The following is a 19,155-nucleotide window of genomic DNA, read 5'->3' as shown; positions in this document are numbered from 1 at the left end:
CGAGTTTGATGCGATTATTGAAACACAAAATTTACAACTTAACCCTTTATTTTTTGTAACCGAGCGCTATTTAACTGTTTTATCGTTAATATTAACCTCAATGATGGGCTTTTTTTTGTTATAAACATTCACCTTATTAGCGGCTTTAGCCACACGCTGCCAAGGCGTTTGTAGGTTCTCGTAAATTGGCCGCCAATACGCATCTATTACACTGTTGTGGCCACGGTCTTTATTGCCTACGCCTACAGTAATTTTACTTACTTGATGCGCTTTTATTAGCGTGCCACAAGCTCTATCCCAAATGGCTAAAGCAGAGCCTAAGTTACGGTCAAAGTGCTTTGGGTTATCGCTGTGATGAATTTGATGCTGAGCTGGGCTAATAAACCAATTTTCTATTTTTTTACCAAAGCTCCACCATACATGAGAGTGGCGTAAATTAGCGCCTAACGCATTAAAGGCAAATACAAATACATTAGCACCAAAAATATCTAGCATAGTTAAGTTTCGGCCAAAGCAATACACACAAACGCCCACCACAAAACCTTGCGCGAACGCCATTCGACACGCATATAAATAGCTTTCAAACGGGTGGCTGCGATAAATAGTCATTGGGGTGAGCACTAACGCACTATGATGCACTTTATGAAAACGCCACAAAAACGGCACCTTATGCAGTGCTAAATGTAATAAAAAGCGGGTTAAATCATCAAATATAAAAAGCAGTACAGTAAATATTACTAGCACCACAGTACTTGGCAGCTGCCATACCGCACGCTCCCCAAAAAGCCATTGCAAGGCATCGCTTACGCTAATCGCCACAGGTACCATAGTTAGCACTATAGGCACCCATAGCGCGGCTTTGAGTAAACGATTTATAATTAGCAATTGATAGTCAAGCTTGGCGCTTTTACTAAGCCAAATACGCTTACTAAATAAATAACGCCCCAGCCCACGCCAAGTGCGCTTTTTTTGTTGTGTGCGGCCCGAGAAATACAGCAACATAGCAATAACTAACGCCGCAATGCTATAGCCAATAAATAGGCGTTTATTGGCATCAAACAAATAATTAGGCGTTTGCAACAGTGTTTGCCATAAAGTCTCGAACATTACTTACCTCTTAAAATTGGTATTTATAACCTACAGCAACACTGCGAGGCTTACCAGGACGTGCACCATATGGGCGACGACTAACAATATTATCTTGGTCAAACAGGTTATCTACCTTTGCGTAAATATGCCCATATTGATCAAGCTCGTAGCGTGCTGCAATATCAACAACCGTAGTTGATGGCACATCAACACCGGCTAATGGCATAGCAAAGTCGTTGCCTGTTGTATTGCCAATTTCGCCCGCTGTATAAGCAACACCCGCAGCCTCTGGCATATCTGAAGTGTATTTTATTAATACATCTACAGACCAATCGTTATGTGCAAGCCCTAAACTAAGTGCAGCCTGGTGATTGGGCAAATATGGTAAGTGATCGCCAGGGCGAATGTGCCCCCACTGCGTAAACTCACTAAATAGCTCTTCTTTAAATTCGCTTTGCGTATAGGTATACGTTAAACGCACAGGAATATCGATACTTTCGTTTAGTGAGAAGGTTTGTGCAAATTGAGACTCAACGCCCCACACATCCACCTCACCACCGCTAAATTCACGATCAAATTCGTTTGCAATTCCACAATTTGATTGTCCGCAGCTTTCAACTAAATTTGTGTAATCGTTAAAAAAGCTAACCACCTCAATTTGGCGATTACCATCGTTATAACGGCCACCAAATTCATAGTTTACGCTTTTTTCAAATTCATCATCTCCTTCACGCACTGGGCTCGATGGACTTGATGGCACAAACCCTTGGTGTACACCAAATAATAACCCTGCGTTTTCAGATAACTGATAAAAACCACTTAAGCCAGGTAGCCAAATTCGGCTCGATTTATTTTGCCAATCGTTTTCTTGCCCCGGCGAGTCATTCTGATACGACATATCCATTAACTCACCGCGCACACCTAGACCGAGTGTTAACTTATCGAACGTCACTTTGTCTTCAATATAAACAGACCATGCATCGGTAGACTCCGTATTTTGCGTTGTAAATACACTTGCAGTATCTGTGCGGGTGTTAACCGAGTTAGCCATAGCGTAGGTGTCTTCGAAGTGGTCACGCTCTATTTCATCTTGATGAAAACGAACCCCAAACGAGAGAGAATGATCAAGCCCAAATGCCGCCACTTGCCAATCGCCATCAAACTGAATCCCTTGTGAGAAAAAGGCTCTGTCGTTAGTGCCCATGGTCAAAAACACATTGCTTTCGCCATTTTGAACCGAATCAGCTTGACCACTAATAACGCTATATTCACGTTCAAAACGCGTTGGGTCGGCCAAAATATCCGACAAACTGCCACTGCTGTTAGTGACTGAGTTAAGCTTTAACCAAGCACGCTCAAAGTCATTACGATACGCTCGGGTAGTCAGTGCAAAATTGTCAGTGCTCAACTGGTGAGTAAACATAACTTGCGTGTGCTTCGTGTCCATATTAGCAGGGCCACTAGCTGCATAACGACGATATGGGTTTTCGCTATAATCATCCTCTGTTAAACCAAGATAAGTCTCATTTGAAAGCTCATCTGAGTACGCTAATTTTAACTCAAAACGTTGCTTAAACTGCTCACCATCGAGTTTGTAATCTAATTTAACTAATAGGTCATCTTTTTCAAAGCCGGTGTCTTGCCCGCCATCAAGCTCTTTAAATCCGTCGCTTTCTAGGTGTACTCCTTCAACTAAAAAGCCAAACTGCCCTTCGCGGTTGCCATAATACGCGTGCGCTTTTTTATAACCATCAGACCCTGCTGATACATCAAGCATACCACTGGCATCATCTGGCACTTGGCGCGACACTAAATTAAGCGTACCTGCCACCGTTTGTGGGCCATAATGTATGGCTGCTGGGCCTTTAAATACCTCAACCGCAGTCATGCGTGTAGTTAGCGGAAAATAATAAGCCGCGGGAGCAGAATACGGCGCAGGGCCAATTAAAACACCATCTTCTAATATCGTGATTTTTTTACTACGCTCGGGGGTTACGCCCCTAAAACCAATATTAGGCCTTAGCCCAAAGCCATCTTCTTCACGTATATTTACGCCAGGAACCTGCGATAAAATACGGTGAATATCATCAAATTCAAATTGTTCAAGCTGCGCTTCACCAATTAAAGTGGCAGATCCCGCCTCGGTACGTAGCTTGTCATTGTGGCTAATAATTTGAATATGCTCTATGTCGCTTTGTTGCTCTGCAACTGCTTGGCAACTTACGGCCATAAGCAATGCAATTGTAAGTTTATTGTATTTCATTGTTGCCCTTAGTCGTTATCGCCTGCAGAAGTAGTAGGTAGCTCAAGTGCTAATTCATTGATAAAGTCATTTTTAAGTTCATCAGTAAGTACTTTCACCTCGCCATGCACATCACGTACTTGTTGCTCATTACTTATGAGTAAATCTGCTAACGAGCTATCAATTTGGCTAAGTGTAGTCTTTAGAGCTGCAATGCCTTCTATTAAGCGCGTTTTTGTTGCCTGTGCTTGCTCTGCATCTAAAAAGTCGTCAAAACCAGTGCCCGCCTCTGCGCCTTCTAAATTACCTATTATTAACGCTTCAAACGCGGTTAGATTGTTACGAATATTATCTAAAGAACTTTTTGCATCTAGGCTTTCTACATCTTCAGGGCATGCTGATGTACCACACGAATTTGAAAAAATTCCAATTGGCTCTGCTAATTTTTTATCTTTTACGAGTGTATCGATGTAAAACAGCGCATCGCTAATATGGTTAAGTGCTTCATGAGTAGTGCTAAAGCGCCCACCACTGTCTCCAGTATTTTTTAACTCATTCGCAAAACCGTTATCACCTTGCCAAGCTTGTAATAATTGTGCTGAGGAGTTTAAAACATCTTCACTTGCCACCACCGCAAACTCACATCGAGCCTGGCGACGCGCCAGATCAGTACGGTTATTCCAATCAGCCAACGCCTCGTTAGCAACACTACAGTGATGATCTAATTGCTCGTTGAACAACACGTGCTGAAGTGCAAATAAGCCCCTACGTGTTGCTGTTCTTTCGTTAATATCATACGGGCGATTTTGATCTTGGTTTATTACCCCGTCTTGGTTATACACCACATCTTGGTCTATCCCACATCGGCTAAACGTAGGCCAAGAGTATATTTGATTGCGCAATTGGCCTGAGTTATCAAGTAATGGCCCCATTTGCATCATTTCGGCTTGCTGCCAGCCCGCCATGGTATCAAGCCATGCTTGCTGTGCCTGAGTACGCAGTGCTATGGCCTCTTCAGAGCTTTCTTGAACGCTTTGCAATTCGGCTTGACAGTAATTGGCTACTGCTTGCGTTTGTAGTTGTGCTTGTTGATTAAACAAAACAAACGTAGGTGTTATTACATTGTCGACTAAGTTAGCAACCAGTTGTGCTTCATCAAACTCTGTCACCACTGGCGTAGTAGTTTGCCCGCTATCACTACCTTGAAAATCACTGCCCGTGCTACTTGAGCTACTTTCACCACAGCCACTAAGTGTTAAAACAGCTGCTGCAACTACGACCCCTTTTTTTGCATAATTGATCATTATTTCAACCCTAAAAACTTCGAAAATTAAACGGCAAAAGGCCAGCCCGTGGGCTGACCTTCCTTGGTGCTAAAACAGGTGGTAATTACCAGTTTTCAACGTTTTGTGCATCAAAGCCGTATACTTGCTGCATCAAATCACGCGCTTCAACTAACTGTGCTTTGTAGGCATCTGTTAACTGTGGCGCCTCACCTAGTAACGTATGTAGCTCGGCAAATTTACCTGCGTTATCATCGCTGTAAAAAGGTGAAAATGGGTTAAATTGAAAATTCAGTGCAAAACCTTTCATTTCACTAAAGTGCTTAGCTAGGTTAGTAAAATCTTCAGCGCTTGCCTCTGTACCTTGCACTGTATCAATGTCAGCTAATGTATCGTTAATGTAATGAACAACAGTCGCTGCAATTGCATTTTCCCAATTAGCAACAGCAATATCGCGCTGTGCTAATAACTGCGTTTTTTGCTCATCAGTTAATGCGCTTGGCGCTGCATCGTTAATAATTTTACGACCCGCTATAAATGCCGTCATTGCTGCGCTGCTAAAGTCAGTCGCAACTGTTGCACCGTTATCACGTTTAGCGGCATTGACTGAATTACCCCAGTTATACTCACTGGCTAAATCTATTTTTCCATCGCCATCAACATCTGCGTTTGCACTACCATCAGCAATAGCGTCGTCGCTAAACTCTAAGTAATGACGAGCAGCGCCAAAGTAACCAAAACCTTCATCATATTGATGCTCTAAAGTGCTGTAATTAGTGCCAGCGGCTGCTGCATCGGTGTTATCCTCTTCAAGCCCTTCATCTAGGTAGTCATCTGTACCTTGCGAGAACATTAACGCACCTAATGTATGTTTTTGAATAAGCTGATTTAAATCAAGGCCACTTGTTGTAATATAAGCGGCTGTAATGTCGTTACCGTTTATATCTTCAGATTGTGTGCCGCTTGCTATTACATCTACATTAGCCGCTAATAAATCAAAGTAATGAAAAATAAGGCCTTCAGGTGTTTTAGCTTGAGTACCAAAGTCACTCCACCCTTCAAATGTGCCTTCTGTTAGCCACTCTTCTTCCATTTTTGATGCATCGTTACCGGCAACTTTACCCGTTAACGATTTACCTGAACTTGAAATTTCAGCAAATGATTGCTGTAGCGTTGTGCTGCCATCAACAAACAAAAAGCTATTATCTTTTACGGCTTCGTAATCACTCCAATACGCCATTAGCTGCGCTTTTACTGCATCGCCTGTCAAGCCATTACTTTCGATGTAATCTACATCTAATAAACCTATGTAGGCTTTAATTTGCGCCGAAAGCGCATGGCGAGCCACTTGCCCTGTGTAACTTACAGCCGAATTGCTTGTATCGACTGTTGAAGCAAATTCGTAAACATTTACGCCATCTTGCGCTTCAATATCTGTTACAGATACGCTCAATGTTTGCGTAAAGCTTAACTCACCGGCATCGGTTGCGGTAACTGTTACATCTAAGGTTTCTACTTGCTCAGCATTAAGCGCTAATGCGCTTTTAAGCGTTAATTCATTGCTGTCGTTAATTTCAAAATACTGCTCATCATCAGCTAGCGTAAATACCATACCTGTTGCATCGTCATCGGTGGCACTTAAAGTACCGACAACTGCACCAACTACATCTTCTGTTACAGCTGATGTTGATAAGCTAATTGCAGTAGGTGCCGAATTAGTCACTGTTGGTGTGGTCGGTGTTTCATCGCTATCGTTCGAGCTTGAGCCACCACACGCAGTTAAACCCAAAGTTGCAGTAATTACTGCACTAGCAAGGAGAGATTTACGCAAATTCATGTTGAATCCTAATATTGTATGTGAATCATTCTTATTTGTAATAGCGACTATTCTAATTACAAATAACTAACAATCAACCTAAATGTTTAGTTTTTGTTTAAATTTTTAAATAGTTTTATTTTTTAGAACAAAAGCCTTATTTTAAAGTCACTATTTAATAAGGTGATTCAATACGTTAAATATTAAGTAATGGGTCAATCATCCACATCTATCAAGTGTATTAAAAACTTTACTTACAATAGCTTAATATTTCAACTTGGCGCTTTAGGTAGGTAATTTAGTGAAAAAGTTATTAATGTGTAAATTCAATACTAGGATTATGCAGAAATAAAGATGTTTTAACTTTTTAGATAAAAAGCTGGGTCAACAATTATTATTTACTTCAATAGCGAGCCACTTATAGCGGTTTTGGATAAATTTTTGCTTTACATACTGCGTTACGGGCTTATATCAGCCTATTGATTAAAGGTATACTAAAGACCATGAGAGGTGGTAATGCATTAAATGTGTAACTTTACTACTCACTTTTAGCTAAGCCATATAATGACAGAGCCTTTTTTATGAAAACAGAAATTCGCTACCGTTTTGAATCCTCGCAAGTTGCCAACCGTTTTGTGCATGTACTAAAAGATTGGCCCGTAAACCAAGTTAAAACACGCTTATTTAATGGTGGCGACAGTGTAAAAGTTACTTACGAGTATGATGAAAGCGGGTTTGATTACACCTCTGCAGAGCTTGATGACTTAGCAGAGCAACACGGCGGCAAAGAGGTTTAACCAATAAAGTTATTCGTGGTATTTGCGGATCATCGCCACTTTACCATTCTCAACCTCTATTACTTCCATCATTACTGATGTGTACTCTATGGGCTGTTTGCTTTGTGGGTGAATACCTTTAGCGTGGTTTTTATAACGAATCGCAAAGCCGCTATTGTTAAATATAAAAGTATTGAGTAACTCACTTTTATAGTGGGTATGCGCGCCTAAATAAAAACTCATCCCTTTGCGCATTTGTTTTTTACCATCAGCAGTGCGAGAGTCATCTATTTGATAAGGTATATGCTGGCTGCCTACATCGTCTGTTAATAAAGCAAGGTAGGTTTCAAGCTCTTTAGCTCCTGCATTAGGGGCTTGCGTGGCGGTCATGGTTTTGTAGTAATGCTGTGCAAATGTTTTTAAATCAAATGACTCTTCAGCTCGGGCTGTAAAGCTAGCAACCAATACCAAACCTAATGTTAAAAGTAACCTCATTGACTATTCCCTGTAGCTAAATATATTTTATAGGTACATTACCTTAGAACGTTCAATAATCAAACAAATAACATTATGTAACTAACAGCTACATTTTGCTTTTCACTCTACTAGTTGCCACGCTGTTGGCTGGGTCGTCTGGCCAAAAATGCTTGGGATAACGTCCTTTCATTTCTTTTTGTACATCGCGGTAACTGGTAGCCCAAAAGTGCGCAAGGTCTTGTGTAAGTTGTAAAGAGCGCTTACCCGGCGATAGTAACTCCATAAGCAGTGGCAACTTGCCATTGGCAAGCATAGGCGTACTGGTTAAACCATACACTTCTTGCATGCGCACGCTAAGTTTTGCGGGGCCATCAAGTTGGTAATTAATTTTTATATTTGAGCCACTCGGTACCGTTAACCTAAGCGGTAACAGTGTTTTTAGGGCTGTTTGCTGAGTCCAGTCAAAACAATTTTGCAGTGCTTCAAAGTAGTTAAACTTTTTAAGCTGATCGAGTGTTTTTATGTCCTGTAAGTACACGCCCAACCAATCTTCAGCTGTTTCGATAAGTTGCTGCTCGCTTATTGCCGGGAACGTATCGGGCATAAACTGACTGGCTAAACTCATGCGTATCAATAATTGTTGTGCATCGGGTTGTTCATTAAATAATGCAAAGCCATGTTTAGTAAATAAATTAAGCCACGCTTTAGCGCGCTCTGTTTTATCAAGCTTTTGCTTACTTGGTTGGCTTGTAAGCGTAATAGCGCCAAGCTTTACTTCATCTTGATGGATAAAGCGTGCGGTTTTTTCATCAAACTCACAGCGGGTAAGCGTAGTAAATAAGTGCGGTAAGTAATCTTGTAGCTCAAATGGGCTAAGCGCAGTGGCTGCAAAAATACGCGTGCCTTTATGGCCGCCCATGCTAGCAATAGCCAGGTAGTCATCGTTATGCCAGTAATCGGTGTTTAAATCAGCGCCCGCTCCATTTGCAAGTAAGTAACCATTGCCACGTTTTTTTGCAATGCGATCGGGGTAAGCTAATGCCACCAGCAAACCTAAATACTCGGTGTTTAGCTCGCTGTTACTTTCGGTTACTTTTAAGCGGCTTTGCCAGTATTTTAACTGCTGCTTAAATACCGGGTGTGGCCTTTGCTGCTGGCTATGTAGCGCTAAGCTTAGCTCGTTGGCGCTGTTTATTCGGCTTTCAAGCAGCGCCACCAAATAAAGTGCTAAGCGATAAATACCCGGGAGTTCTGCCTTAAGCGCTTGTGCTTTTAAAAGCATATGCGCTAAGCGTATATCCGCTCCAAAATCCAGCATATTACTGCCCAACTTTGTTAGCTTACCTTTGTCGTCGATGGCATCAAGCATAGTTAGTAAGCTCATTGCTTGTGTGCATTGCTGCGCTGTTGGCGTATCAAGCAAGGTGAGTTCGCTAATATTTGCGCCCCACTGCTTTGCTTCAAGCATAAGTTGGCTTATGTCTGAGGTGAGTATTTCGGGACTATCGTGGCTATTGCGCCGCTCAAAGGTTTGTTTTGAACCAAGCCTGTACACCACACCTGGCTCTATTCGCCCTGCACGCCCTGCACGCTGCTCGGCAGAGGAACGCGATATACTTTGTGTTGTAAGCTCCGTTACACCTGTTTTTAAGTTATAACTGGCCGCGCGGCGTTTACCGCTATCAATAACAATGCGAATGCCTTCAATAGTTAAGCTGGTTTCAGCTACATTGGTGGTAAGCACCACTTTTCGCATGCCCTCAGGCGCAGGGGCAATCGCCGCTTGCTGATTGGCTTTATCTTGTTCGCCAAATAACGTTGTAACTAAGCAATCACTTGGTAAATCATTAAGGGCCTGTTGTACGCGTAATATTTCAAATTGCCCAGGTAAAAACACCAGCGCACTGCCGCTTTGCTCGTTTAGTGCTTGTTTTATTAAAGCGGGAATAGCATCAAGCCAGCGGCTTTCATCTTTTATGGGTATGTATACTTCGTTTATGGGGTAGCTTCGCCCACTTGATTGAATAACTGGGCAGTCAAAAAATTGCGTATAGCGCTCGGTATCAAGGGTGGCCGACATAAGCAGTATGGTTAAATCGTCACGCAGTGCACTTTGGGTCTCTAAAGCAAAGGCCAGTGAGGTATCGGCTGCAATTGAACGTTCATGAAACTCATCAAATATCAGTAAATCAATATCGCTAAGTTCTGGATCGTTTTGTAGCATGCGAGTAAGCATGCCCTCAGTCACTATTTCAAGGCTCGTATTACTACTTACTTTACTCTCGCCCTTAATTCGCAAGCCCACACTTTGCCCAACATTCTCGTTTTGGCACTTTGCTAAATAACTGGCAATATTACGTGCAGCTAAGCGACGAGGCTCTAGCATTACAATACGTTTAAAATGGCCATCGCGCATAAGCTGTAGCGGCAGCCATGTTGACTTACCTGCACCAGGCGGTGCTTGTAATAACGTTATAGGATTACTTTGTAATGTAGTTACTAGTTGTTGATATATGTTTTGAACCGGCAGCACTGCTATTTACCCAAAATTGCTTTGTGGGCATTGTAACAAAAACCAAAAATAAACGCGTCGCTAAAGCTGAGTGGTTATAAAAAGCATCATAATCAGAAATAATTACAAACCGCTCTGTACATTTTTTAAGAACATGCGCGCTATATTAACTTCTACTGCCCCAATAAAAACATAACACCCTGATTATAATTATAAAATTTAAATTTAACTTATTGGTACACGCCTTGCTCCTTTTATAGTGAACGTTAAATAAATCTAAGTAAGGAGATACTTATGAACAGCGATCGTATGAAAGGTAATTGGAACGAACTTAAAGGTAAGGCGCAACAAAAATGGGGCGATCTTACTGACGACGATTTAGACAAAATTGAAGGTAGCCGTACAGAGCTAGTGGGTAAAATCCAGCAGCAGTACGGTAAATCTAAAGAAGAAGCAGAGCGTGAAGTAGATGAGTTTGAAAAAACTCACTAATCGCTAACTTCTAAAAAAACCGCCATTTGGCGGTTTTTTTGTTTAACGGCTAAAAAAGGACGTTTATTTACGCTTTTAATTGGTTACCTATAGGCAATTGCCTAATACGTTTACCACAAGCGGCAAAAATAGCGTTACACAATGCGGGGGCGTAAACCGGTGTTGCGGGCTCGCCTACGCCTGCTGGTGGTGCATCGCTTTGTATTATTTCTACTTCTACCTCTAGAGGTGAATCGCTCATACGCGGTACGCGGTAATCATGAAAGTTACTTTGCTGTACTCGGCCTTTATCAAAGGTAATACCATCGCTAATTGCAGTGGTAATACCGTAAATAGAGCCACCTTGCGTTTGGTTTTTAACGGTATCGGTGTTTACTACCGTACCTGCATCAATAGCCACCCACGATTTAATCACGTTTAAATCACCAGCGTCTGATACTTCTACCTCAACCACCGTTGCCACATAGGTTAAAAAGCTGCGGTGCGCTGCAATACCTAACCCGCGGCCTTTTGGCAGCTTTCGGCCCCATTTACTTATATCAGCCACTTTTTCAATAACATGGCGTAATTTACCAATATCTAAAGGGTAAACGTCCTTATCGGCGCCATAGTTATCGTAAGACGCATTTTGCTCGGTTACATCTAAAATACGATCAGGGCCTATGGTTTCGAGTAAATAGTCTTTTTGGTCACGCCCTGCTTTGTGCGCAGCTTCAGCAATAAATGACTGAATAGCAAAAGCATGAAAAATATTTGATACCGAGCGCATCCAGCCAACTCTTGTTTTAGCGGGTGCTTCGCCATTTTCTAACTTTAAGTTAGGTGAGTTTATAGGGTTATCGGTAAAGCCTAAACGCAGTTCAAAACCTGCAGGCGATGTTGCCCCTTCTTGAAAGGTCGACATAATTGGCGAAAACGCCGTGCGATGTAAGTAAGCTTCAATATTACCTTTCTCATTGAGTGACGCTTCAATATGTTGAGCCGATACCGCATGATAAAAACTGTGTTGTATATCATCCTCTCGCGTCCATTGAACGCGAATAGGTTGTCCTACTTTCATTGAAATGTAAGCAGCTTCTGCCGAAAAATCAGGTTTTGATTTACGCCCAAATCCGCCACCTAACATGGTGACATGCACGTTAATTTTACTCTCATCCATACCCAGTAGTGCGGCCACAGTTTTCATATCGGCTTGCGGGTTTTGCGTTGCAGCCCAAATATCTACACTGTCTTTATTGTACATTGCCGTGGCGCAAGGTGGCTCCATAGGTGCTTGAGTTAAGTGCGGCGCGTAATAGTCGGCAACTAATTTATTGCTCGATTTAGCCAATACGCTGGTGGTATCGCCTTTTTCGCGCACATGCGCTTGCGGCTCACTTACTGTTTGTAATAACGACTTTTTAAAGTTCTCTGAATTATAATCACCGTTTTTACCATCATCCCACACTACTTTTAGTGCTTTACGCGCCTGCCATGCAGCCCACGTATTTTTAGCAACAATAGCAATACCGCCTTTTGGCTGAAATTGCGGCGCACCTTTTGGTACAGGCATTTCAATAACATCAACTACGCCATTAATTGCTTTAGCGGCGCTGGCATCAAACGATTTAACCACACCACCTACTACCGGCGGGCGCTCAATAATAGCCACCAGCGCTTTTGGTTCGCGTACATCGGCAGCAAACGTGGCTTTACCGGTTACTAAATCAGTTAAATCTATGTGCGCCATACCGGTATTTATATAGCGCCATTCTTTGCGTGTTTTAAGTGTTAGCTTGTCAGGCTCTGGCGGTGTAATACCAAGCGCGAGGTCGATTAAATCTTTATAGCCAAGCGTTTTTCCTGAGCTGTGGGTAACCACGTGCTGATTAGCTGTACAGGTTTGTGGCTCAACTTTCCAATATTTAGCGGCTGCGTGCTGCATCATATAACGTACGCTTGCGCCCATTTCGCGCAGGCGCTGCATGTTGTAGCGAATACTGCGCGAGCCATCGGTATTTTGATCCCCATATTTAGGGTCGCCCTTACCTTGAATAACAACTACTTTGTCCCACGCGGCTTCCATTTCGTCTGCCACAATTTGAGCAATGGCCGTACGAATTTGCTGACCCATTTCAGAGCGGTGACAAGTTATTTCAACCATGCCATCGGGGCGCAGAGCTATAAATAAGTTAGCACGCTTTGCTTGCTCAGAGGGTTGCTCTAATACGCCGGCAAACGCTTTCGGTGCACTGCCGACAAAATAAGTGCCTAATACTAATGCGCCTATTGCGCTGGTTTTTAAAAATTGGCGACGGTTTAGGTCAAAGTACGTATTGTCATTTTTCATACCTCTTCCCCTTGATCATTTGGGTCAAAATATTCAACACCCGCTATGGTTTTAGCTGCAGACTTAATCGCTTTATGAATACGTGGGTATGTACCACAACGACAAATATTGCCCGACATATTGCTCACTATTTCTTCATCAGTTGGATTGGGGTTAGCTGCTAATAAGCTTGCCGCTTGCATTATTTGCCCGCACTGACAAAACCCACACTGCGGCACTTTATGCTCAACCCACGCTTTTTGCACTGGATGATCGCCCTGCTCGCTTAGCCCTTCAATAGAGGTAATATTGCGCCCAACTACAGCCGATACAGGTAATACACACGAACGCTGCGCTACGCCATCAATATGTATGGTGCATGCACCACACTGCGCCATACCACAGCCAAACTTAGGCCCAGTTAAATTTAATTCATCTCGCAGGTACCACAAAACGGGCGTAGACGGGTCGCCAGAAAACTCATGCTTGTTACCATTAATGGTAAGGGTGATCATATTAGACTCCTTGCAAAGCGCTTTACAGGAGGACTCCCTACAGCGCGTGGACGGTTTTAATTTACTTACTACTTTTTAGCCTACCACTTAGAACTATTTTATTAAAATACTAATTACTAGAACGTTTGGTACTAAAAAACATTACTCATTATTAAGTAAGTTGCTAATACTAAATTAAATAGCGCTTATAACATCTTCAGATAAAACCCGTTGATCGTCTTTGTAAACTTCAAGCCAGCCTGGCGGTGATGTATCGCAACCAATAATAGTTACTTGTAACACATAACTGTAACGTCCATTTTTAAACGTATAGTGATGATTCCCGCCGCTACCCTCATAGGTAATATCACCGTTTAGTAAAATCATATCGGGCTTATCACTAATCTTTTTATCAATACTCCACACAACATAACGGTAATTTCCATCACCTAAATCATCAACGCGAATATGGTAGTTAGCCGTTTTCCAATCGAGTATTGGTTTTTTAAAAGTATTAACACTTGAATGCAGAGATTGCTTATCGTGTTCAATTAATCGTTCAGCAAGTACTTGCTCTTTAACATTTTGAGTATTTACAGTTATGATTTTGCCGTCTGTATCAACCCACAAAACGCCGTTATTTAGCATAATGCCGCGCCAACCAACTTTATCCCAATCGGTATTGATATTAGAGCTGCCAATAACAGCAACAAGTTCATCATCAAACACTTCATCAAAGCGGTTTATAAACTCGGCTTCATTTTTAATGTCAGGCAATGGATATCGCCTTTTTAAAGGGTAGCGAATATGTGCAGCAATTGCAGATTTATCATGCGTTTTGAAAGCAGCAATAACAGGTAAAACGCTCTCGTGATACTTTTGCTCAAGCGCAAATGTGTTCGTTGTATAAAGTATCGATATGCAAAGTAATATGTGATTTAGATATTTCATGAATAGTCCTTTAATTGAAATTAATAGAGCTAATATTTCGAGGGTTTCAAAGCAAAAGCCTTTAGCTTAAATGTATTAGATAGTGCACGGAAAAGTTAGTACTGTAATTTTCTTTTGAGCTCAACTTTCACTACTTTTTAAAAACTCGGCGAATTCATTAGGTGAACTTTCATAAAATTTACGTATTATATTTTCTGTTCCACCTTCATTTTTATCTATAAAAACTTTAAATGTATTACGCTTTAAAAAGGGCCCTAGAAAGCGCCTTCGGATGGAAACACTGGTAGAAATGCACCATAATTTTTTTTCTAAGCAACTTATTTGCAATGAAGCCTCATTGTCCCCTAAAGCTTGAAGAAATAAAATTTTCATGGCGGATTCTGAATTTTTATTCTCCCAAATAAAGTCTTTGAAAAAGGTTATAGCTTCACTAATGTTTGGTTGTAATGGAACATCCTGCTCCATTTCCTCATCATAATACCCGCAAAAAATATTTTCCATTAGATATTTTTTCCTTTTAAGTTATAAATTTTCCGCTTAAAAAAGCTAAAAATCACATTAAATAAACCTTATAAACTATACAGCTTATTAATAAATACATAGATTATTAATCCGCATATAAACGAAGCCAGTACATTTGAGTAAATTCGAACGTCATAGTTTTTCATAAAGCACTCTTTCATTATAGTTATTGGGATCAAAACTAAGCACAAATAAGCAAACCAGGGAGATACAAATATATCTGCTAATTTAGATTGCATTAAGGGAGCGCTATTGCCATATTTTGCGTTACTTATCGCCTCAAAACTCTCACGATCGAATGCGGTGGCAGCTATACCAAATAAAAAAATTATATGAGTAAATAATAAAGCTAAATTTAGCGCTCTTTTAAACAAGCTGATTTCTTGAGTTTTAATAATACGCGATCCATGCATTTTAGCTTCCTGTTCCTAAAAATTAATTTGAGAGGCTAATCTGACTTTTTTAACCTCAAAGCGAAAATTAAATAACGTTCCTGCGAATAAAACAAGTTTGCTTTTACTTTTTTTGGCTAACCAAGTTTGGGTGCCATGGGTTGAAGTATCATAAAAAAGCACAACGCGAGATCCTATGATAATATTTAATATAAACCAAACTTACTTGATGCTTTTTAAAATCAATCTAAGACACTTTACTTTTTTAACCTAACCTAACCTAAACAAAGCCTGCTACTTCGTTTTTCATTGTAAAAGATTTGAAGTGAAATCTAGCTTATTTTTTCTTATAGGGGCTTTTGCAGCAGGAGTAGCTATGTGTTTAGTTTATACTAGATTAGATAACTAAAAAATTGTAGTTAGTCTAAGAGTTGCCAATAGTGCATATGTCGAAGCCGTATAAAGTGTAACCGCGACGTCTTTTTTTACCTTGTTTAAATGATGATTAAAGGGAATTTAATGAAACACGACAGAGTAACGTTAAGTGAAAATATAAAGGGTGTTTTTTTATTTGTTTTATTCTTTATCATCACCTTAGTTTTACCGATTGCATCATATAATGAAGTGGCATTTGTCTTTGAGGCGTTAAATAATCACCCGATGATTTTTAAGGAAAAGAGTGTTGCTCCGAGCTTAATTTTAGGTACGCCAGCATTTGCTATGCTCACTCGACTAATAGTATTAAAAGTAAGAAACACTGAAGTAGAGCCAGAGCTTCTAATTAAATGGTATAAGCTCTGTGGGATTACTTTAATTTTACTATTAGTTTCAGTTCCTACTTATACTTACTTTATTGAAAGTAAAATTAAAAGTGAAGGCTACATTATTTGTAACTCTTACAGTGGCAGCACTAGAGGAGCCCCAGATGTATGGGTTACCTCTCAACACTACTGCATTAAAAAAGGTTACAGAGTCAGCGAAGAAATAACAGATTGGTTAAAACAACAAACGACTGAGCCAACACCAGAAGATGTTATAAAGAAAGTAGATGAGCTACTCGCCAATAGCCCTTGATGATTTTTTAAAATACACACTAAAAACGAGCCTCTCTGGGCTCGTTTTCGTTTTAACTGATAGCTGACAGCTAAAAACTGATCGCTGCTCTTTTATTCCGGCTCATACCCCAAGTTAGGCGATAGCCAACGTTCTGCCTCTTCGAGCGTCATATTAGTTCGCTTGGCATAATCTTCTACCTGATCCTTTTGAATAGCTGCTACGGCGTAGTATTTTGCCTCTGGGTGTGAGAAATACCAGCCCGAAACAGCAGCCCCTGGCCACATGGCGTAGGAGCTAGTGAGCTGCATACCAATGCGTTTTTCGGTATCGAGCAGCTGCCAAATTTTCTTTTTCTCGGTGTGCTCTGGGCACGCAGGGTAACCTGGCGCAGGGCGAATACCTTGGTAGTTTTCGCGGATTAGCTCATCGTTACTTAAGTTTTCATCGACTGCGTAACCCCAATACTCTTTGCGCACTTGTTCGTGCAGGTATTCTGCAAAGGCTTCTGCGAGCCTGTCGGCAACCGCTTTTACCATTATTTTATTGTAGTCGTCTTGCTTGGCATCGAACGCGTCGGCTAAGTCGTCTTCTTCTAAACCGCCCGTTACTGCAAACGCACCAAAGTAATCAGGTGTGCCTTTTGGCGCAATGTAGTCGGCCAAACAATAGTTAGCAAAGTCGGTTTTTTCGGTTTGCTGACGTAAATGGCACGAGATGTTTAACAGCTCTTTGCGAGTTTCGTCGGTGTAAATTTCTATATCATCACCCACGCGGTTTGCAGAGAATAAACCAATAACACCTAAAGGTTGCAAAGCACCTGACTTTTCAAGGTCGTCGAGCATGTCGTTAGCGTCTTTAAATAAGCTACGTGCTTGCTCGCCAACGACTTCATCGTCCATTATGCGTGGGTATTTGCCAGCGATTGACCACGTCATAAAGTACGGGGTCCAATCTATGTATTTACGCAACGTGGCAATTGATACATTTTTAAACTCAGTCACGCCCAGTTTTTTAGGCACAGGTGGCGTGTAGTTATCCCAATCAAGCTTGGCGGCGTTATCGCGGGCACGCTGTATGGTAACCGGTTTTGAACGTGGCTTTTTGCGCGCTTGCTGCTCGCGTACTTTGTCGTACTCGGCTTTGGTTTTTTCTAAAAAGGCGGGTTTTAGATCGTTTGATAACAAGCTGGATACTACGCCCACTGCTCGGCTGGCGTTATTTACGTACACTACGCCTTTGTCGTACTGTGGCTCTATTTTTACTGCAGTATGCGCTTTAGAGGTCGTTGCCCCGCCAATCATAAGTGGTAACTCAAAGCCTCGGCGGGTCATTTCTTTGGCTACGTGTACCATTTCATCAAGCGATGGGGTAATTAAACCCGAAAGGCCGATTATGTCGGCTTTTTCGTCAATCGCGGTTTGCAGTATTTTTTCGGCAGGTACCATTACGCCTAAATCGATTACTTCGTAGTTATTACATTGCAGTACTACGCCTACAATGTTTTTACCAATGTCGTGCACGTCGCCTTTTACGGTGGCCATAACTACTTTACCGTTAGTGGCGCCTTCTTCTTTTTCAGCTTCTATGAATGGGTCTAAGTAGGCCACTGCGCGCTTCATTACGCGGGCAGATTTAACAACCTGCGGTAAAAACATTTTACCTGCACCAAATAAATCCCCTACCACGTTCATGCCATCCATGAGCGGCCCTTCAATCACGTGAATAGGTTTATCGGCAGCTGCGCGGCACTCTTCAGTGTCTTCATCTATGAAGGTGGTAATGCCTTTGACAAGGGCGTGCTCTAGGCGTTTTTCAACAGGCCATGTGCGCCATTCTAAATCTTCTACGCGTTCGGCTTGTGCCATACCCGAAAACTTAGGGGCTATTTCTACAAGGCGCTCACCTGCACCGGGGTCGGTATTGAGGATTACGTCTTCTACGGCTTTACGAAGTTCCTCGGGGATGTCGTCGTAAACCGCAAGTTGACCTGCGTTTACAATGCCCATATCCATACCCGCTTTTATCGCGTGGTATAAAAACACCGAGTGAATGGCTTCACGTACGGGGTTATTACCTCTGAATGAGAACGATACATTTGACACCCCACCCGACACTTTACAGTGCGGTAAGTTTTGTTTAATGCGGCGTGTGCCTTCAATAAATTCTACGGCGTAGTTGTCGTGCTCTTCTATACCGGTGGCTACAGCAAATATATTAGGGTCGAATATAATATCCTCCGGCGGAAAACCTATTTCATCGACTAATATTTTGTAGCTGCGCTCACATATTTCGTACTTTCTATCTGCGGTGTCAGCTTGGCCTTCGGTATCAAACGCCATAACAACAGCGGCTGCGCCAAATCGTTTAATAATTTTAGCTTGGCGTTTAAACGGCTCTTCGCCCTCTTTAAGCGATATTGAGTTAACAATAGCTTTGCCTTGAATACATTTAAGGCCTGCCTCTATTACATCCCATTTTGAGGAGTCGACCATAATAGGCACTTTAGATATATCGGGCTCTGAGGCAATTAAGTTTAAAAACTTAACCATGGCTGCTTTTGAGTCCAACATGGCTTCGTCCATGTTTATATCAATAACTTGGGCGCCATTTTCTACTTGCTCGCGGGCAACGTTAAGCGCTGTCTCGTAATCTTCTTCCATGATTAAGCGTTTAAACATGGCAGAGCCAGTTACGTTGGTACGCTCGCCAACATTGGTAAATACTGCAATTTGCTGTGTCATATTG

Annotated in this window: 15 protein-coding genes; 3 read left to right on the top strand and 12 right to left on the bottom strand. The window is 41.7% G+C overall.

Annotated features, from left to right (window positions below):
* Positions 1 to 66: 66 nt before the first annotated feature.
* From CWC16_RS04385 to CWC16_RS04370, 4 genes are all read right to left on the bottom strand, one after another.
* Complete coding sequence (locus tag CWC16_RS04385) at positions 67 to 1,107, bottom strand: sterol desaturase family protein (protein WP_138540648.1); 1,041 nt, start codon at positions 1,105 to 1,107, stop codon at positions 67 to 69.
* Positions 1,108 to 1,117: 10 nt separating this feature from the next.
* Complete coding sequence (locus tag CWC16_RS04380; protein WP_138540647.1) at positions 1,118 to 3,352, bottom strand: TonB-dependent receptor family protein; 2,235 nt, start codon at positions 3,350 to 3,352, stop codon at positions 1,118 to 1,120.
* A gap of 8 nt (positions 3,353 to 3,360) precedes the next feature.
* On the bottom strand, positions 3,361 to 4,635 hold the full coding sequence (locus CWC16_RS04375) for an imelysin family protein (RefSeq protein ID WP_138540646.1): 1,275 nt from the start codon (positions 4,633 to 4,635) through the stop codon (positions 3,361 to 3,363).
* An 85-nt stretch (positions 4,636 to 4,720) separates the two neighbouring features.
* On the bottom strand, positions 4,721 to 6,451 hold the full coding sequence (locus tag CWC16_RS04370; RefSeq protein ID WP_138540645.1) for a DUF4856 domain-containing protein: 1,731 nt from the start codon (positions 6,449 to 6,451) through the stop codon (positions 4,721 to 4,723).
* A 560-nt stretch (positions 6,452 to 7,011) separates the two neighbouring features.
* Here CWC16_RS04370 and CWC16_RS04365 point away from each other — a divergent pair.
* Positions 7,012 to 7,227: a hypothetical protein gene (locus CWC16_RS04365; protein ID WP_138540644.1), complete on the top strand. Its 216-nt coding sequence runs from the start codon at positions 7,012 to 7,014 to the stop codon at positions 7,225 to 7,227.
* A 9-nt stretch (positions 7,228 to 7,236) separates the two neighbouring features.
* Here the strand turns inward: CWC16_RS04365 and CWC16_RS04360 are convergent, their stop codons facing one another.
* Together CWC16_RS04360 and hrpB are read right to left on the bottom strand one after the other, a co-directional pair.
* Positions 7,237 to 7,701 carry a nuclear transport factor 2-like protein gene (locus CWC16_RS04360; protein ID WP_138540643.1) on the bottom strand — a complete coding sequence of 155 codons (465 nt, stop codon included), beginning with the start codon at positions 7,699 to 7,701 and terminating at the stop codon, positions 7,237 to 7,239.
* 88 nt (positions 7,702 to 7,789) lie between these two features.
* Complete coding sequence (hrpB, locus tag CWC16_RS04355) at positions 7,790 to 10,216, bottom strand: ATP-dependent helicase HrpB (protein ID WP_138540642.1); 2,427 nt, start codon at positions 10,214 to 10,216, stop codon at positions 7,790 to 7,792.
* 273 nt (positions 10,217 to 10,489) lie between these two features.
* Between hrpB and CWC16_RS04350 the strand changes: the two genes are divergently transcribed.
* The gene (locus CWC16_RS04350) at positions 10,490 to 10,687 is read left to right on the top strand and encodes a CsbD family protein (protein ID WP_002958133.1); all 198 of its coding nucleotides are present in this window, start codon (positions 10,490 to 10,492) and stop codon (positions 10,685 to 10,687) included.
* Positions 10,688 to 10,754: 67 nt separating this feature from the next.
* On the opposite strand, the gene CWC16_RS04345 is transcribed toward CWC16_RS04350, so the two are convergent.
* The 5 genes from CWC16_RS04345 to CWC16_RS04325 form a co-directional block, all read right to left on the bottom strand.
* Positions 10,755 to 13,016, bottom strand: a complete 2,262-nt coding sequence (locus CWC16_RS04345; protein ID WP_138540641.1) for a xanthine dehydrogenase family protein molybdopterin-binding subunit — start codon at positions 13,014 to 13,016, stop codon at positions 10,755 to 10,757.
* Entirely contained in the window at positions 13,013 to 13,510 is a 498-nt protein-coding gene (locus CWC16_RS04340; RefSeq protein ID WP_138540640.1) for a (2Fe-2S)-binding protein, read from the bottom strand. The genes CWC16_RS04345 and CWC16_RS04340 overlap by 4 nt, the downstream gene beginning before the upstream one ends.
* A gap of 174 nt (positions 13,511 to 13,684) precedes the next feature.
* Positions 13,685 to 14,440: a hypothetical protein gene (locus CWC16_RS04335; RefSeq protein WP_138540639.1), complete on the bottom strand. Its 756-nt coding sequence runs from the start codon at positions 14,438 to 14,440 to the stop codon at positions 13,685 to 13,687.
* 120 nt (positions 14,441 to 14,560) lie between these two features.
* The gene (locus CWC16_RS04330) at positions 14,561 to 14,941 is read right to left on the bottom strand and encodes a hypothetical protein (protein WP_138540638.1); all 381 of its coding nucleotides are present in this window, start codon (positions 14,939 to 14,941) and stop codon (positions 14,561 to 14,563) included.
* Positions 14,942 to 15,009: 68 nt separating this feature from the next.
* Positions 15,010 to 15,375, bottom strand: coding sequence for a hypothetical protein (locus tag CWC16_RS04325; RefSeq protein WP_138540637.1), 366 nt, complete (start codon positions 15,373 to 15,375; stop codon positions 15,010 to 15,012).
* 498 nt (positions 15,376 to 15,873) lie between these two features.
* Between CWC16_RS04325 and CWC16_RS04320 the strand changes: the two genes are divergently transcribed.
* Positions 15,874 to 16,428: a DUF1240 domain-containing protein gene (locus CWC16_RS04320; protein ID WP_138540636.1), complete on the top strand. Its 555-nt coding sequence runs from the start codon at positions 15,874 to 15,876 to the stop codon at positions 16,426 to 16,428.
* 92 nt (positions 16,429 to 16,520) lie between these two features.
* Here CWC16_RS04320 and metH read toward each other — a convergent pair whose 3' ends face one another.
* A complete protein-coding gene (metH, locus tag CWC16_RS04315; protein ID WP_138540635.1) occupies positions 16,521 to 19,151 on the bottom strand; it encodes a methionine synthase in 2,631 nt (876 codons plus the stop codon).
* Between the last annotated feature and the right edge of the window lie 4 nt (positions 19,152 to 19,155).

Origin of the sequence: Pseudoalteromonas sp. S3776, assembly GCF_005886915.1 — a bacterium.
GTDB lineage: Bacteria > Pseudomonadota > Gammaproteobacteria > Enterobacterales > Alteromonadaceae > Pseudoalteromonas.
Note: the sequence above shows the minus strand (reverse complement) of the source record. Positions and strands in the feature narration are given on the sequence as shown.

Bases quoted from the DNA above. Each gene is read 5' to 3' on its own strand.
- CWC16_RS04385 (WP_138540648.1), bottom strand. From the start codon at position 1,107: ATGTTCGAGACTTTATGGCAAACACTGTTGCAAACGCCTAATTATTTG.
- CWC16_RS04380 (WP_138540647.1), bottom strand. From the start codon at position 3,352: ATGAAATACAATAAACTTACAATTGCATTGCTTATGGCCGTAAGTTGC.
- CWC16_RS04375 (WP_138540646.1), bottom strand. From the start codon at position 4,635: ATGATCAATTATGCAAAAAAAGGGGTCGTAGTTGCAGCAGCTGTTTTA.
- CWC16_RS04370 (WP_138540645.1), bottom strand. From the start codon at position 6,451: ATGAATTTGCGTAAATCTCTCCTTGCTAGTGCAGTAATTACTGCAACT.
- CWC16_RS04365 (WP_138540644.1), top strand. From the start codon at position 7,012: ATGAAAACAGAAATTCGCTACCGTTTTGAATCCTCGCAAGTTGCCAAC.
- CWC16_RS04360 (WP_138540643.1), bottom strand. From the start codon at position 7,701: ATGAGGTTACTTTTAACATTAGGTTTGGTATTGGTTGCTAGCTTTACA.
- CWC16_RS04350 (WP_002958133.1), top strand. From the start codon at position 10,490: ATGAACAGCGATCGTATGAAAGGTAATTGGAACGAACTTAAAGGTAAG.
- CWC16_RS04345 (WP_138540641.1), bottom strand. From the start codon at position 13,016: ATGAAAAATGACAATACGTACTTTGACCTAAACCGTCGCCAATTTTTA.
- CWC16_RS04340 (WP_138540640.1), bottom strand. From the start codon at position 13,510: ATGATCACCCTTACCATTAATGGTAACAAGCATGAGTTTTCTGGCGAC.
- CWC16_RS04335 (WP_138540639.1), bottom strand. From the start codon at position 14,440: ATGAAATATCTAAATCACATATTACTTTGCATATCGATACTTTATACA.
- CWC16_RS04330 (WP_138540638.1), bottom strand. From the start codon at position 14,941: ATGGAAAATATTTTTTGCGGGTATTATGATGAGGAAATGGAGCAGGAT.
- CWC16_RS04325 (WP_138540637.1), bottom strand. From the start codon at position 15,375: ATGCATGGATCGCGTATTATTAAAACTCAAGAAATCAGCTTGTTTAAA.
- CWC16_RS04320 (WP_138540636.1), top strand. From the start codon at position 15,874: ATGAAACACGACAGAGTAACGTTAAGTGAAAATATAAAGGGTGTTTTT.
- metH (WP_138540635.1), bottom strand. From the start codon at position 19,151: ATGACACAGCAAATTGCAGTATTTACCAATGTTGGCGAGCGTACCAAC.